The sequence below is a fragment of the Microbulbifer maximicatervae (SeqCode) genome (genome assembly GCF_052467615.1).
This window is the reverse complement of sequence record NZ_CP174319.1, coordinates 2469227-2485191: the sequence shown is the minus strand read 5'-3', so window position 1 is coordinate 2485191 and position 15965 is coordinate 2469227. Positions and strand designations below refer to the sequence as shown.

The window sequence follows — 15965 nt, the reverse complement described above, 5'->3', positions numbered from 1 at the left end:
TTGAAGCATAATCTGGCAAAGTAATGTGGGCTGACATGGGTTTGATAATATTTACGGTATTTTGTATATAGAGATAACTGTAAGTACTCTGATGTTTACCTGATAAAGTGCCCTTGATGGTTACTGGATATGCTTGTAGTGTAGGCTGCATTTGCGTGTTACTGCCGACTATGGGCCCTTTATAAAGGTGGCGCCTTAAATAGTTGGCAGTCTGTGTTCTATTGGTAAAACCAATCTGGGTGGTGCCTATAGGGTAGCAGTGGTAATTCTCTTGATCTTTTCTTCCAATAGAAGGTCGCACTTAAGTCTTTGAACTGTTTGCCAAACCTTCCTTCATATATCTCTATGATTCTGCGAAAAGCCCACTTCGAGTCAGTCACATTATGATTGCGAGTAACACACTGTTTATACCAGTATAATGATTTAGCAATATCAACATGGCCTGCCTCGCCGCTCATCCACATTACGCCTAAGTCGCGCTGTGATTCTGATAAACCCTGTTCAGCAGCTTTGGTATCCCAGTAAACAATTTGAGTGTAGTCAGGCGGGACAACTTCTCCATGAGCGTAGGTAACTGCTAGCCATCTTTGTGCGTCGGTGGAGCCCTTTACAGCTGCTTTTCTGACCTTGGCAATTTGGGCCTTTGACTCTCCAAAACTTGCCCAGTGATTTCCTGTGAAGTCGGTAGTCGCTAAAAAGTATAGAGCGTCAGCATTACCTTGTTTTGCAGACTTTTCTAGCCATTTTTTTGCATTAACTCCATCCATTCCAGAATCAGCCATAAAATATAGATAACCTAATATTAGCTGAGCGACTTCATTCCTGGCGTTCGCAATAGGTAAGAGGAGGTCTATGGCCTTTTTATACTTTCCCGCTAAGATTAATCTTTTAGATATACCTATCCTATTGTACTTCATGGATGTTCATACCTGGTGCTATTAAGATAATTTGAGTGAAAAGTCAATTGATCCACAGTGATTTGAGGCTATTTATATCTATCTAATTTTGTACCCTCGGTAGTACATACAGCCTGGAAGGCTTCTTTTGAGGCTAAGTTCCTTAAGCATCGGGCTAGATTTGGAAATGCTATTGGTGGCGTTTTAAATCCGCTTCCCCAGTGGCAAAGCATAAATAAAAAATAATCGCAAATAGATATTTTGTTGCCAACCAGATACTCCCGATCACCAATCTGATCATTCAGAATACCATACATATCGGTAATCCTCTGCTCTTGGGCTTCAACGATACTGGGGGTGCTGTTATTGTTTGTTGTGTGTTTTTCAGGGTAAAAATATATCATTAGCTCAGGTTGAAGCGTGGAGGTTAGATAAAATAACCATTGATAACATAGCGCACGCTCTGTACTGTTTGCTTGTGGAAGTAGCTCTGCCTCAGGATGTTTTTCGCACAGGTAAAGAGCGATAGCAGCGCTCTCGAATAGAGCACTTCCACCATCTACCAGCGTAGGTATTCTTCCAGTGGGGTTGAGCTCTAAGTATTCAGCGGCTTTTTGTGCTTCAGACTTACGATCAACTAGTACAAGTTCGAATTCAACACCTAACTCCTTTAATATAAGGTGAGGTGCCCAGCTCGCATTTCTTGGGTAATAGAATAATTTGTACAAACTAAGGTCCTGTATAGTGATTAATCCCACACAAACACAGGAAGATTATAAGGCCTTAGTATGGTGTGTCGCCAGAGGTTACTTTGATTAAAGTATTGTGTGTTATCGTTGGCTGTCCAATTTTTAGGCGCGAAGCCTGTGTTGATTTCAGTGGGCAACTTATACCTATGGCTTAGCTGTTTAATAAATAATATTAACTTTCTGGGACTTTATATTTTCGATACCTTCTGTGTGTAGGGTAGTGCTAATTAATTTTGCCTGATAGCCAGAGCATAATGTTTAATAAGAGCCTTTCATTTTGTTCAGCTCCTTTGGCATTCAATCCCATATTCCATTTCCCGTCTGGATCTGAATCAACCTGAGCGGTGAACATGCCTGCCTCACCAGATACTACCAGTCGACCATTTCCAAATTTTAATGTAGATAGCTGATGCCAGTTTGTGGCGGAAATTTCTGGCGTGTTTTCATTAAATTGAAATGAATTTCTAGGCATGTAAGCGATTGATGGCTTGCTAAAAATCATCACCGGCTTAGCATTTGGTGGACTCAAAAAACCCTGACCCATGAACCCCCTTACTTTATTCAGTTTATGGGAGTCTTTCACTCCTTTCAAAATACTGTGGTCAGCTAAGCTCCCATCGCTGGTTTCAAAGTACTGCTCTTGCTGTCCAATGACTTCAACATAACCATTCTGGAAGTGGAAGCCAAATATCTCTGCAAGGTCAGCTGTTGCTTTTGGCCATGGCATATGGTCAGCTATCAAAAATAGAGATCCACCACCTTTAACCCAGTGGAAAAGCGCCTCTATTTCTTTTCGTGTAAAAGCTGAATGGTTGGGAAGATTCCAGTTCTCAATGTTCTCTTCACTAAGGGCATTGGCAATAACAACGATATCGATGTCTTTCAGGTTGGCTTTGTCAAATTTTTTATCATTTGACCTTACTATGTATCCGTCACTTTTCAGAACGTCAGCGAATGGATGGTATCGCCCGGATATTGTATGAAAGTTATGGTGTGCAGCATCTACTAGAACTACAGGTCGTTTTTCTAGGGTATGCGTAATTTCATTGTTTTTGGGTAAATAATCTAAATCCACAAGCTGCTCGGCCTGAATGTGGAGTGAGTAAGAAAGTACAAAAAAGGCAATCAGCTGTCTCAAGGTTATTTCTCTGTGAATGGTTGACTTTAGAGGAGTAAGCTACTTGTAGTATGGGGGGTATAAGCTGTAGCTTTATTTTGCTCTTCAGAAAGTTTGTCCTATCCATTGCTGGAATCCCCGTCTATTGTTTTTCGGGTTTCTCTATTTTGTGCCGCATTGAATCCAGTAGTCTTTTTCTTCTGTTTCTGGAGGTATTACTGGCCCATTATCTTATCGAATAAAATCAATTTTTTCTGGCACATCAAATGACAAACTGGTGAGTGCGAAGTAAGGGATATGCAGTTGAGGTCACGTAACGATTGCTACGAAGTTGATGTACTTGTTGAGTTTCATTCACAACCACTTCAACCCTTGATATGGTTTTGATTTTAATGATTCCAAGCGGCTCCTCAACGAGCCTGCATGAATCTCAAGTTGATGGCCATCTGGATCAAGAATGTACATTGAATTACCTTCACTGGAATTTTTTTCCACTCTTTTACATTATGCTCCTTAAGTAAGCCTGCAAACCTTTCAAAGTTACTCTCGCTGATGTTGAAGGCAATGTGGGTGTAGTCATTTCTTGGCTCAGGTGTGCTCAAGGATAGGCAGAGCCAGAGATCATTTAATGATAAATAGGCGCCGGAATTCCATTTTACCTGCCCCGAAAACCCAAGAATGCCCATGTAAAACTGAGCGGAGCGATCTACATCGCTGACAGCAAGAGTTATGTGATTAAGCCCTGTTAGCATGCAGACTCCTTTTTATCTTCACTGGCGCGAACACCAATCACTCCAACTCCCTGGATAGAGTAGTGAGTCGTGGCGACCAGCTAAAAATTGTGCATAGAAATTAACGCAGGCAGTAACTCCGGAGCCGCAGTAATTGAGAAGTGGTTTACCATCTTCCAAGTTGCCAAACTGTGATTTAAGTTCGGCAATAGATTTCACTTTCCCATTGTTTTTGTCAGTAATATTTTGCCAGGGCTGGTTGATTGCGGTGGGTATATGTCCGGCAATCGGGTCGATAGGCTCTTCAATTCCTTCAAAGCGCTGACTGTCCCGGGCGTCTACTAACTGCCAGGGTGCTTTACCCAGGTTTTGTTTGATGGTCTCGTAATGAACCAAGAGATTTTCTTTTGGTTGTGCGCTGAAGTTTCCTTGCCTGGATCGAGTGGGCTCGCTTGTGTCCAATGCCTCCCCTGCATCGAGCCAGGCTTTTAGACCGCCATTCAGAATGCTGATTTTCTTGTGGCCAAAGAAGAAAAACAGGAACCAGGCACGGGCAGCGAAACCCAGGCGGTTGTCGTCGTAGACGATTACCTGTGTGTCACTATCGACTCCCAGATTGCGAGCGTAGTCCTGGAACTGTGCAGCACTCGGCATTGGGTGGCGGCCGCCGTAGCGTTGCACAGGGGCAGAGAGGTCACGATGCAGGCAGGCGTAATGGGCATCGGGAATATGGCCAGCCCGATAGTTTCGCTCACCACTATCGTGATCCGCCAGGCTATAGCGGCAGTCCAATATTACGGGTTCGCCGGTCTTTTTGAGCTCTACCAAATCCGCAACTTCAATCAGGGCTGGGTTGTTATTGCTCTCCATAGGCCTCTCCTCAATCCTTGATACCGCTTTTGTCGTGTAACTTCAGCTGTTGTCTTTGGTTATTGGCCGCTTTCCGGGGCAGGGACCTCAGCTGCTTGGGGTTCAACGGCCTGTTGTTCGGCTTCTTGCTGGGACTCAGACTCTTCTTCGGTGGAAATCTGGTCTGCCAGCTCCGCTTTGCGGCAAGTCATGGTGGTTTCGGTTTGATCTTCGGCAGGGTTATCGAGAAAGCGCGCTACTGCCCGCTCCGCGCAGTTGCTTGCGGAAATAATATCGTGAGCTAGGTTGGGAAATAGCAGCCATTGGTGATTCGGTAGCTCTTTGCGTGCGATATCGACATCATCTGCAGCTAGTACCGGATCCAGGCCGCCGTGTAACACTATCACTGGAACTGGGGTGGAGATGGCTTCTGACTCAGTGAGTGGAGCAGAGGGGATTGCCCAGATGCGACACTGTAGCTGTAACAAATTTAAATCTGATCGCACGGCCCCGCCGAGAATACCGGTGTCTGCAGCGTTGGCCCTGGCCTGATCAAAATCGACAAAGGGAGCCTCTTCATAGCAGAAGTGGCTAACGCCGGCTGCATCCCCAAAGTAGGGGTCCAGTACGATCTCCATAAAGTGTGCGATGGCATCCTGGGCCGGCTGCAGCCCTTCATCGCCCTCATTTTCCAGGCCCTCGATCATCTTGGGCAGTTCACTGTAGAAGTTTTCGTTATACAGCGCCTGGAATAGAATTCTCAGCAAACGCTGTCCAGTAAGCACAAAGGGATAGCTTTGCTTTGAGTAGCGGTGCTTGATCGGAATGGTGCGCGGCTCTTCGTCTAAGGTCTGGATCAGGTTTTCCAATCTGCGACGCAAATTGGGGTAGCGACTGTTACATTTCTCGTCTTCGATGCAATGCTTTAGGCCGCGTTCGTAGGCCGCCAGGGAGTCCTGAGGGAGCTGTTGCGTGTAGACAATATTGGGGAAGACCGCACTGTTAAGCACCAGGGTGCGCACTGACTCTGGGAAGTCGCGGGCCACTGTCAGGGCGTAGCGGGAGGAGTAGGACACCCCATAGAGGTCGAATTTATCGAGCTTGAGGGTTTTTCTCAGCTCTTCTACATCCCTGGCGATCACAGAACTGTTGTACTGGGCCAAGTCGGCACCTTTGCTCAGGCGACTGTAACAGCGCTCCATACTGAAGGAGAAAACACGGGCCTCTTCTTCCGGAGACAGGTTGCGCCGGAAGGCGGTATCGGCATCTTCGATAAACTCGCTGCAAGTGAGGCGCGGCTGGGCCATACCGGTGCCCCTGGGATCTATAACAAAGAGATCCCGGCCATCTTCTACTGTCATGGCGGCATAGTTAAGCCACAACCAATCGCTGGCGTTCTCGGGCTCTAACCCCATGCTGGCTCCGGGGCCTCCGGCGCCTAGGTGGAGTAGGGGGATTTTCTTGGGGTCGGGGTTTGTGGCGCGGAAGCGCACTACCGGGAAGCGGATTTTGCGCTTTTCCGGGTGGGCATAATTCTCCGGCACCTCCATCATGAAACACTGGGTGAAAGGCCAGGTTTCATCGGTTTTGAACCAGCAGGGCTTTGCGACCAGGCGAGCGTATTGTTTTTGCGGGGATTGGCCGGTTTGGACAGAGTTTGTCGAGCGCTCACAGGCTCCAATCACCATGGAAAAGAGAATGATGAGGAGTATGCGCAATCGGGCTTTTTGCACTTAGATTATTCCTGTGACTGCTACTAAATAGTGGTTAATGGTTCCAGACCTTTGAGCGGGTCAGTGCTTGCCGAAGCGTGCCACTGGCGCAGAGATATTCCAGCGCAATGCCGCGAGGCGAATCGCTAAGGTCACAAATACAGCAATAGCCACCACCAGCTCATGGGGTAGCCACCCTACATTGTCCAAGGCAACGAGTATGGCCGTACCGGTAAGGGCAGCGGTGGCATAGATCTCTCGCCGGAGTAAAAGTGGAATGTCACCGGACAGCACATCCCGAATCACCCCGCCAAAAGTACCGGTCATTACGCCGAGCACGATTGCGATGGTCGCGGAATAGCCCAGTTCGAGTACTTTCTGGGTTCCGAGCACCACAAAAACGGCGAGTCCAATGGCATCTGCCACCATTAGCAGGCGCATAGGGACCTTTAGATAGCGTATCAGGTAAAAGCTTACTACACCGGTAATTGAGGCGATCCACAGGTAGTAGGTGTGCTCAAGCCAGAATACAGGGACGTTGAGAATAATGTCCCGGGCGGTGCCGCCGCCAATAGAGGTGACGCAGGCGAGTACCACGGCACCAAATAAATCCATCTGTTTGTGTCCGGCGGCGAGTACACCGCTGAAGGCAAAGACCGCGATACCGATCAATTCAAACCAGTGCAGCAGCTCATCCATATCTTCGTTACATCCAGAGATTGGCGGGCAGGGGAGAATAGCACTTCTGTCTACGCAAAGGGAATTGAGCAGCGATCTACTGGTGAGAAGTGTGAGGCGCCGCAATAGATCGGTACCAGGGAGCTATTGAAACAATGACAAAGGGCCCATTAGGCGCAGAAGAGTAATGGAGGCTGCTACCCTTTGGTTACGTCCATTGTTCACTGGCTGTAGAGATGCCGTATAGAAGCATACTGTTGGCTTTGCTGGCAGTCTCAATTTTTGGACTGAATTACCCGATAACCAAGGTGGCGCTGGCCGACTTCCCGCCAATGTTATTGGCTTCGGTTCGCTTCACCCTCGTCGCTGTTCCTCTGGTTTTCTTTTGTCCATTCCCCAAGACCTCGATCCTCAATGTTGTTGCGCTCGGCTTCTTCTTAGAGTTTCTCTCTCTGGGGTTGATGTACTACGCCATGAAGGCCGATATTCAAGCGGGTGTAGCGTCACTGCTAATGCAGTCGCAGGTGCCATTCACCCTATTGCTATTCGCAATGCTATTTGGCGATAAGATAAATATGCAGCAGTGCTTGGGTTTGGTAATAGCGGCTGTAGGGTTTTCTGTATTCTTCTACTATGCCGATAAAGGTGGGTCGACAACGATAGTGGGATTTATTCTTATCATGGGGGCGGGGCTGTCTTGGGCGATTGCGAATATCGTATTCCGCAGGATGCCAGGAGTTAACTTACTTCATTTAATGGTTTGGGCTTCACTGGTACCGCCAGTACCTCTTTTGGTTTTGTCGATACTTTATGAAAGCCATACTCCTTGGGTTTTCTTTTTTCAAGCGCATACGGCCAGTTGGTTTTCAATTGTTTACCAAGTGTGCATGGTGACATTGGTTGGTTATATTTTATGGGGTGATTTAATTCGTCGCTATTCCTCTGCCTGTGTTTCACCATTCGGGTTGCTGGTTCCTATTGTGGGAATAATCGGTTCATCAATTATCCTTGGTGAATATCTTACATTTGTCGAGTGGGTAGCGACTTTTGTCGTGTTGCTGGGTATTGCTCTTTGTGTAGTGAAATTAAATGATCGAAATCCGGGGCAAGAGATTGTTGATGTGGAGGGAAGTTAGGGGAGACGTGCAGAATACGGCAGTCTAACGTTCTTTATACTGACGATGGAAGATACCCTGCCTATGTCGTTGGTAATAATTTTATTCAGCTTGTTGGGCTCTCTGTTTGGGCTTTCCGCGCTTCCCAAAACTTCCTTTTTATACCTTTATTGAGAGTTTAATAATTGCTGAGGGCTGTCTTTACTTATTTCGCGGTTCGATGATGCGTAAATGGTCACAGTCAGTTTTGGCCTGCTCTCAAATTATTATTACTTTAAATCCAAACGTTTTTTTCGGTGCAGTACTTTGCTTGGTGTGGGTAATAATTTAATACTGCTCCACAGTCTATGCGCCGCCTTTTTGCGTGACTATTCCGAACTTTAGTTTAATGGTTTTGTGCTACCAACCTGGGGGGCGAGGTAGAAGTAAGGAGATAAGAAGTGATGGGATAAGGGCGATGCCCACGGAAAATACCGTGAGCATCGAACTAGACGTGTTTTACACGAATGCTTGCAGGCCGGTCTGGGCGCGGCCGAGGATCAATGCGTGTACGTCGTGGGTACCTTCGTAGGTATTTACAGCTTCCAGGTTCATCACGTGGCGAATTACGTGGAATTCGTCGGAGATGCCGTTGCCGCCGTGCATATCGCGAGCAATACGCGCGATATCCAGTGCTTTACCACAGTTGTTGCGCTTCACCAGGGAGATCATGGTGGGGTCGAACTGCTTGTTCTCATCCATGATGCGACCTACGCGCAGGGAGGCTTGCAGGCCCAGGGTAATTTCGGTCTGCATGTCCGCCAATTTCTTCTGGAACAGCTGGGTTTGAGCCAGAGGGCGGTTGAACTGGGTGCGGTCCAGGCCGTACTGGCGAGCGGCGTGCCAGCAGAACTCGCCGGCACCCATGGCGCCCCAGGAGATACCGTAACGAGCGCGGTTCAGGCAGCCGAAGGGGCCGCGCAATCCGCCAATTTCCGGGAACTTGTTTTCTTCCGGAACGAACACATTGTCCATCACGATCTCGCCGGTAATGGAGGCGCGCAGTGAGAACTTGCCTTCGATCTTCGGTGCGGAGAGGCCTTCCATACCCTTGTCCAGCACGAAGCCGCGAATAATATCGTCGTCATCTTTCGCCCAAACAACGAAAACGTCGGCGATTGGGCTGTTGGTGATCCACATCTTGGAGCCGCTGATGCGGTAGCCGCCATCGACTTTCTTGGCGCGGGTTTTCATGCCGCCGGGATCGGAACCCGCATCGGGCTCGGTCAGGCCGAAACAGCCAACCCATTCGCCGGAAGCCAGCTTGGGCAGGTATTTCTGCTTTTGCTCTTCGCTGCCGTAAGCGTAAATCGGGTGCATAACCAGGCTGGACTGAACGCTCATGGCGGAGCGGTAGCCGGAGTCAACGCGTTCAACTTCGCGCGCCACCAGGCCGTAGGAAACGTAGTTGAGACCGGCACAGCCGTAGCCTTCGATGGTGGAACCGAGCAGGCCCAGTTCACCCATCTCGTTCATGATTTCACGATCGAAGATTTCGTGGCGGTTACCCTCGAGAACTCTGGGCATCAGTTTGCTTTGGCAGTACTCACGTGCCGTGTCGCGCACCATGCGCTCTTCGTCGGTCAGCTGTTGGTCCAGCAGCAAAATATCGTCCCAATGGGCGAGTGGCTGATGTTTACTCATGGTTTGTCTCTTCTACTTCCGTTATTAATTCCACCGGAGCGTCCAAGGGGGCCGGCTGAAGAAGGCCGAGCACCTTTGTACAGAGGGGAGACTTTTTGGATAAGCTCCGCGTCAAACCCCGATGACTATTCAGTTTAGTGTGCCGCATCATACCGAAGTAGTCGGTTTTCGGCACTCCTGCGGGCAGCAATTTTTTGCCTGATTTTACGCATGCTTTGTAAACAAGAGTAAAACGCATTGCGAGCGATTTTGGGGGGCGGATAATGCACGCAATAAATCTCTATTTTTTACGATTAAACGTTTAATTTCGGTGATATTCCTTGTCCTTTTACCGTATTTTGGCAATTTGTGTTCCGCTGCTTGTCAGCTGTAGTTCGCAGCCAATTGAAACCATTCAACCCGATGAAAATTTGGGGTTACCAGAATCTTTTCGTGCATCGGGCACTGTCGCACCGAGTTTGCGCTGGTGGCGAGATTTGGAAGATCCGCAGTTGGACAATTTGGTACAGCTGGCACTGAAAGATAATCCGGATATTCAGGCTACCTATTGGCGATTGGAGCAGGCCGCAGCCACTGCGCGGGGAGCGCGATCGGGCCTTTGGCCAAGACTGACCGCCAGTATTGAAAATACTGAGCAGCGCTACTCTTCCGGCGAGTTCACCGATCCCTCTGCGGAGGGCAATAGTTGGAGTACCCGTATCGCCGCCAGCTACGAAGTGGACCTTTGGGGACGGGTTCGTGCCGGTGCCAGTGCAGCAGAGGCGGCTTACCTGGCCCAGGAACAGAATTTACAGACGGCAGCCCTGACCCTGGCGAGCGAGGTGGCAGCTACCTGGTTGGAGTTGCGGGAGCAGTGGGGGCAGCGGGATTTGCTGCAACAACAGCTGGAGATCAATCGCAAAAGCCTGAAGGTTCTGGAACTGCGCTTTGGTCGAGGCGTCTCAGGTGCAGCCGATGTTTTGCAGCAACAGCAACTGGTCCAGCAGTCACAGCAGGAACTGGATGAGGCGGAAGCGGGTGCCGAAACTTTAAAAGTACAGTTAGCGGTGCTCTTGGGTATCAATGTCGAGGAACTTAGCAGCATTATTCACGAACAGGCCGGGTTGCCGGCCTTACCAGCCCTGCCAGAGACCGGCGTGCCATCGCAATTGTTATTGCGCCGCCCGGATGTCGTTGAGGCGCAGCGAGACCTTTTACAGGGCTATCACTTAGCCGATGAGGCCTGGGCCGATCGACTGCCCGTATTTAGCTTGTCTGCGGTAGCCAGCAATGGCACCAGTTTAATTAGTGACGTGACTGAAAACTGGCTCTTGGCCATCGCAGCCTCTATTGAGGGGGTGATTTTTGATGGTGGCGCCCTGGCATCAGCCCGGGAGCAACAGGACGCTGTTCTGCAGGAGCGCTGGGCGCTCTACCGCAGTGCAGTTAATGAAGCCTTGTCTGAAGTAGAGCAGGCCTTGATTCGAGAGAGTCTGATCGAGCAGAGACTCAACCATCTACGTGAGCGTGAGCGTCTCGCAGACCTTTTGGTTCTGCGCCAAAGCCGCGCCTATGCGCGGGGGACCATCGACTTCCTCAATGTGTTGACCGCGACGAGTGAACAACAGAGTTTGGCGCGACAAATCTTGTCTGCCGAGCGCGAACTGATTGAAAACCGAGTAGTACTTTACCGCGCGCTTTCCGGCGGGATCCCCCAGGCGGATCTTCCAGCCCCCGAGCCAGTGGATTTGGAGTTGTACCTGGAGGGAAATAACTGATGTTGCAGAAACTCAATTGGCGCCTGCTGATCCCCATAGTGTTGGTGGTGTTGGCATTCCTGGCCTTCAACTGGATGATGCGGGAAAAACCGTCGGTCAGTCGCGGTGAACGCAAATCACCACCGCCGACAGTCGATGTAGCTGTTGCTGAGCAGGGTCGTTTTCCTGTAACCCTGAGCGCGCTGGGTAAAGTGAGTGCCCGAGAGTTAGCGGAGTTGGAGCCCCAGGTACAGGGGCAGGTGCAATGGCTCGACTATGATCTGGGCCCCGGAGCCGTAATGCCAAAAGGGCAGGTGCTGTTGCGTATTGACCAGGAGCCCTACCAGTTGGCCCTGATGACTGCCCAGAGTGCCCTCGCCGAACGCCGTGCTGAATTGCAGCAGGAGCAAGGACAACAGCAAGTTGCTCAAGAGGAATACGAGCTTCTTGGCACAGCCCTGTCTGAAACGGATAAGGCTCTGGTATTGCGCGAGCCTCAGAGAGCAGCAGCAGAGGCGGCAGTAAAATCCGCAGAGGCAAATGTGGCCTTGGCTAAACGCGATCTTCGGCTTACCGAGATTCGCGCCCCATTTGATGCCCTGGTAGTTGAGCGTGATGCCGATGTCGGTGATCGCGTCTCTCCGGGAGATACTCTCTACAGCCTCGCTAGTGCCGACCGTTTCCAGATTGCCGTTGAGGTTCCCGCGTCGCAACTGCACCGGCTCGGACGCGGTGATGTTGAAGTTCGAATTTACGGCAGCCAGTGGCCGCAGGGCGTCTACCGCCGCGGTGAGTTTGTCCGGGTTATCCCGGTACTGGAAGAGCAGGGTCGTCTCGCCAGTGTGTTGGTAGAGCTAGAAGACCCGCTTTCCGTGCAGGATCCGTCCCAGCCGCAGCTGCTTCTCAACGATCTGGCGAAAGTAGAGATCGTTTCCCAAAGTGAGGATGAACGTGTGCGTATCCCCCTCACCGCATTGCAAGACGGCAACAATGTGTGGGTGGTTCGCGAGAATCGCACCACGGTTCTGCCGGTAGAAGTGGCCTATATGAGCGGCGACTTTGCAGTCCTGGAGCAGGGGCTCAGCGGTGGAGAAGCCTTAGTGACGACCCGGTTGGTAACCGTTACTGAAGGCATGCCGGTGCGAATTGCCGGAGACAGTAATCGCCAGCAGCGCCCGCCGATAGATGCGGCTGCCTCTGCGGAACGCCCGCCAAGACGCGGCCCCGGTGGACCCAACGCTGGGGGCGCAGATGACTGAACAGAATAGATCCAAAGATAAGGTCGATACCCGCACGGGAGCCATCGCGTGGATGGCACGCAACCACGTAACTGCAAATTTGTTGATGTTGGTCTTCTTGATTGGTGGTTTGATTTTTTCGACCATCGTTAAAAAGGAAGTCTTCCCGGAATTCAGCCTGGACACTGTGAGCGTGTCCATTTCCTATCCCGGTGCCAGCCCTGAGGAAGTCGAGCGCGGTGTACTGGTGGCTGCCGAGCAGGCGGTGCAGGGCTTGGTAGGCATCAAAGAGATGACCGCGAGAGCCAATGAGGGTAGTGCCTCGTTAACCCTGGAGCTGGAAGGCGATGCTGATGCTGCCTTGGTGTACCAGAATATTCAGCAGGCTATCGATTCTGTTGCCACCTTCCCCACAGATATTGAGCAGCCCCAGGTCAGTCTCGCCGAGCGCAAACGGGATGTGCTGGATCTGGTATTACACGGCGATCTTACCGAGCAAAACCTGCGCGCGTTGGCGATGCAGGTTTACGATAAGCTCGAAGCGCACAGTGGTATTACCCAGCTGGAAGCGCGAGGGATGCGGGACTTGCAAGTGGCGATCGAGATTCGCCGCGATGACCTGCGTCGCTATGGGCTTACCCTGCTGGAAGTGGCAAACATCGTAGAAAATGCAGCGGTAGATATTCCCAGCGGCAGTGTTAAGTCTGATGCGGGGGAGATATTGGTCCGGGTGACCGAGCGCCGCGATTGGGCTCGTGAGTTTGGCGATATTGTTATTGCCCAAGGTATTGGTGGCGGTGCCGTTTATTTAAAGGATGTTGCCAATATCAGCGATGCGCTTGAGGAAGAAGCGCGCAATATGGTGTTTAACGGCGAGCCAGCTATCAGCATCAAGATCTACCGAGTGGGCGACCAGACACCAATGAGTGTCAGTGAGGCTGCCCATGAAGTCGTTGATGAGGTCAGGGCAAGCCTGCCTCCGGGGGTGACCCTGACAGTTCGAGATGACGACTCGGAAATTTTCAAAGCGCGTCTGACCCTGCTGCTGAAGAACGGTTTTATTGGGCTCTTATTAGTATTTGTTGTGCTCGGAGCCTTTCTGGAATTGCGGTTGGCTTTTTGGGTAACACTGGGCATTCCTACCAGCTTCCTGGGGGCATTGCTATTCCTGCCTGGGCTGGATATTTCCATCAGCATGGTAAGTATGTTTGCCTTTATTATCGCCCTTGGAATAGTGGTGGATGATGCAATTATTGCCGGTGAGAATATCCACGAGTGGCGGCAGAAAGGTTACAGCAATCTGGAGGCTGCCGTTGCCGGTGCCCGCCAGGTATCGGTACCGCTCACATTTGCGATCCTGACTAATATTGTCGCCTTCCTTCCATTGATGGCCTTACCCGGCTTTATGGGCAAAATCTTTGGTGTGATTCCCTTTGTGGTGGGCTCGGTATTTATTATTTCCTGGGTGGAGGCCCTGTTTATTTTGCCCGGTCACTTGGCCCACTCTCGTCGTGGCTATAAAAGTCGCCGGGCGCGCCGCTTTGCCGCGCGGCAGAAAATGCTGGCGCGGGGATTGGATCGTTTTGTACAGCAGCGCTTTAGGCCCTTCCTGGATATATGTATCAAGCACCGCTACACCACTATTGCCGTGGCGGTAGCGGCACTGCTGGTGGTTGGCGGCTATGCGGCTAGCGGTCGTATGGGCTTCACCTTGATGCCCAGGGTGGAGCGTGACTCCGGTCGCTTTGCCGTCACCTTTCCCACCGGAACGGCCCAATCCCAGCTGGAAAAAGCGCGCTCGCAGATTATTACTGCTGCCGATAGGGTGCTCGAGCAATACGATAAAGAAAAGGTCTTTCTGGGGATTCGCGGTTTGATGGGCGATGACGCGATTATGGTGGACGCTTTCTTTGTTCCCGCAGATGAGCGTCCTTTTTCCACCGGTGAGTTTATTCGCGCCTGGCGCCAGGAAGTGGGACCCATTGCCGGTGCCCTAAGCGCGACAACAGCTTCTGACCGTGGCGGTCCCGGCGCTGGCTCCTCGTTAACCGTGGAGCTTCGCCATACCGACACGGATACCTTGGAGCAAGCTGCGATACGTTTAGGGGATGAGTTGGAGAAATTCCCCAATGTCAGTGATATCGATCCCGGTATTTCCCTCGGTAAAACCCAGTTGGACCTTACGCTGACTGAAACGGCCAAAAGTTTGGGCATGTCTGCGGAGGATATTGGTCGCCAGTTGCGGGCAGCGTTGTACGGGGCTGAGGCCTTACGCCAACAGCGCGGCCGGGATCAGGTGAAGGTCATGGTGCGTTTGCCTGAGGATGAGCGGGCCAATATCAATGATGTGAATAGCATTATGATCCGGGCCAGCAATGGACTTTGGATGCCCCTGCCAGATCTGGTAAAAATTGATAAAGGGCGCGCCTATGCCACGATTAATCGCCGGGCAGGCCGCAGGGTTACAACAATTACCGCCAATGTGGAGCCCAGTGACCAAGCGACGCTTGTGATTAATGAGCTGAATGAAAGTGTGGTCCCCCAATTGAAAGCTGAATTCCCCGGCCTAAGTGTTTCCTATGAGGGACGCCAAGCGGAGGAGCGAGAGGGATTGGCAAGCCTGGCGATGACCTTTGCCCTTGCGATGGCGGTGCTGTACTTGCTATTGGCAATTCCCTTAAAGAGTTACGTACAGCCGTTGATCGTAATGGTGGCGATACCCTTTGGTGTGATCGGTGCGTTACTTGGTCACTTGGGCATGGGGTATGGACTCAGTATGGTGAGTCTGCTGGGTATGGTGGCACTGGCCGGAGTTGTGATTAACGACACTCTGGTAATGATTGAGTACAGCAATCGTCTCCGAAATGATGGCGCTGATTTGGAAAGCGCTATCAAGGGAGCGGCAGCGCGGCGTTTTCGCCCGATCGTATTGACCACCATAACAACTTTCTGCGGCTTAATGCCGATGATCTTTGAAAGCTCGGTGCAAGCGCGCTTTATGATTCCAATGGCGATCTCGCTGGGCTATGGAATACTCGCTGCCACAGCGATCTCATTGTTATTGGTACCCTGCCTCTATTTAATGATGGGTAAAGATATCCCCCAGTTGTTTACAAGGTTGAAAAATATCATCGCTCGCCTCGGTAGTAGCGGTGCAATCACACAGAAATAAATTCAACGGTAGCCGGTATCTTCTTACCGGCTTTTTTCCTCAGAAATTTAATTTTATGACTGATGTTTAACTATCAGTTTCCAAATTGCGTTTCTGTCTTCCTGAATACCACCTTCATTTAAATTTCCTTTATGACCTGGAACTGCGGTAGCTGAAATACTGCTCCAGTTCAATGTTATGAAATTATTTCCCGGCATACTTCCAATTTAGCAACTGATTTTCAAGTAATTCAAATAACAGAAAATTTTGACCAAATTTGAAAGACAGAGAAATGAATTGAAAGTTAGTT

The 15965-nt window shown here is 50.5% G+C and carries 11 protein-coding genes and 1 pseudogene; 4 read left to right on the top strand and 8 right to left on the bottom strand.

Annotated features, from left to right (window positions below):
• Positions 1-218: 218 nt before the first annotated feature.
• The 7 genes and pseudogenes from ACJJIM_RS11120 to ACJJIM_RS11090 form a co-directional block, all read right to left on the bottom strand.
• Positions 219-917, bottom strand: a complete 699-nt coding sequence (locus tag ACJJIM_RS11120; RefSeq protein ID WP_413662333.1) for a tetratricopeptide repeat protein — start codon at positions 915-917, stop codon at positions 219-221.
• A gap of 68 nt (positions 918-985) precedes the next feature.
• Entirely contained in the window at positions 986-1624 is a 639-nt protein-coding gene (locus ACJJIM_RS11115) for a glutathione S-transferase family protein (RefSeq protein WP_413662332.1), read from the bottom strand.
• Between the two features lie 244 nt (positions 1625-1868).
• Positions 1869-2783, bottom strand: coding sequence for a hypothetical protein (locus ACJJIM_RS11110; protein ID WP_413662331.1), 915 nt, complete (start codon positions 2781-2783; stop codon positions 1869-1871).
• 333 nt (positions 2784-3116) lie between these two features.
• Positions 3117-3514, bottom strand: a pseudogene (gene fos / locus ACJJIM_RS11105) (fosfomycin resistance glutathione transferase).
• A gap of 18 nt (positions 3515-3532) precedes the next feature.
• The gene (locus ACJJIM_RS11100) at positions 3533-4363 is read right to left on the bottom strand and encodes a sulfurtransferase (RefSeq protein ID WP_444913308.1); all 831 of its coding nucleotides are present in this window, start codon (positions 4361-4363) and stop codon (positions 3533-3535) included.
• A gap of 59 nt (positions 4364-4422) precedes the next feature.
• Positions 4423-6075 carry an alpha/beta fold hydrolase gene (locus tag ACJJIM_RS11095; RefSeq protein WP_444913307.1) on the bottom strand — a complete coding sequence of 551 codons (1653 nt, stop codon included), beginning with the start codon at positions 6073-6075 and terminating at the stop codon, positions 4423-4425.
• Between the two features lie 60 nt (positions 6076-6135).
• The gene (locus ACJJIM_RS11090) at positions 6136-6753 is read right to left on the bottom strand and encodes a trimeric intracellular cation channel family protein (RefSeq protein WP_413662328.1); all 618 of its coding nucleotides are present in this window, start codon (positions 6751-6753) and stop codon (positions 6136-6138) included.
• Positions 6754-6968: 215 nt separating this feature from the next.
• On the opposite strand from ACJJIM_RS11090, the gene ACJJIM_RS11085 reads away from it, so the two are divergent.
• Positions 6969-7868, top strand: a complete 900-nt coding sequence (locus ACJJIM_RS11085; protein ID WP_444913306.1) for an EamA family transporter — start codon at positions 6969-6971, stop codon at positions 7866-7868.
• 477 nt (positions 7869-8345) lie between these two features.
• On the opposite strand, the gene ACJJIM_RS11080 is transcribed toward ACJJIM_RS11085, so the two are convergent.
• A complete protein-coding gene (locus ACJJIM_RS11080) occupies positions 8346-9530 on the bottom strand; it encodes an acyl-CoA dehydrogenase (protein ID WP_282932536.1) in 1185 nt (394 codons plus the stop codon).
• A 320-nt stretch (positions 9531-9850) separates the two neighbouring features.
• Here ACJJIM_RS11080 and ACJJIM_RS11075 point away from each other — a divergent pair, with 320 nt between their 5' ends.
• The 3 genes from ACJJIM_RS11075 to ACJJIM_RS11065 are packed head-to-tail and all read left to right on the top strand — an operon-like array spanning position 9851 to position 15676.
• On the top strand, positions 9851-11287 hold the full coding sequence (locus tag ACJJIM_RS11075) for an efflux transporter outer membrane subunit (RefSeq protein ID WP_444913305.1): 1437 nt from the start codon (positions 9851-9853) through the stop codon (positions 11285-11287).
• Entirely contained in the window at positions 11287-12525 is a 1239-nt protein-coding gene (locus ACJJIM_RS11070; RefSeq protein WP_444913304.1) for an efflux RND transporter periplasmic adaptor subunit, read from the top strand. The genes ACJJIM_RS11075 and ACJJIM_RS11070 overlap by 1 nt, the downstream gene beginning before the upstream one ends.
• Positions 12518-15676, top strand: coding sequence for an efflux RND transporter permease subunit (locus ACJJIM_RS11065; RefSeq protein ID WP_444913303.1), 3159 nt, complete (start codon positions 12518-12520; stop codon positions 15674-15676). The genes ACJJIM_RS11070 and ACJJIM_RS11065 overlap by 8 nt, the downstream gene beginning before the upstream one ends.
• Positions 15677-15965: the final 289 nt, after the last annotated feature.

Coding starts and splice junctions, on each gene's coding strand:
- ACJJIM_RS11090 (WP_413662328.1), bottom strand. CDS start 6,753: ATGGATGAGCTGCTGCACTGGTTTGAATTGATCGGTATCGCGGTCTTT.
- ACJJIM_RS11085 (WP_444913306.1), top strand. CDS start 6,969: ATGCCGTATAGAAGCATACTGTTGGCTTTGCTGGCAGTCTCAATTTTT.
- ACJJIM_RS11100 (WP_444913308.1), bottom strand. CDS start 4,363: ATGGAGAGCAATAACAACCCAGCCCTGATTGAAGTTGCGGATTTGGTA.
- ACJJIM_RS11065 (WP_444913303.1), top strand. CDS start 12,518: ATGACTGAACAGAATAGATCCAAAGATAAGGTCGATACCCGCACGGGA.
- ACJJIM_RS11070 (WP_444913304.1), top strand. CDS start 11,287: ATGTTGCAGAAACTCAATTGGCGCCTGCTGATCCCCATAGTGTTGGTG.
- ACJJIM_RS11120 (WP_413662333.1), bottom strand. CDS start 917: ATGAAGTACAATAGGATAGGTATATCTAAAAGATTAATCTTAGCGGGA.
- ACJJIM_RS11080 (WP_282932536.1), bottom strand. CDS start 9,530: ATGAGTAAACATCAGCCACTCGCCCATTGGGACGATATTTTGCTGCTG.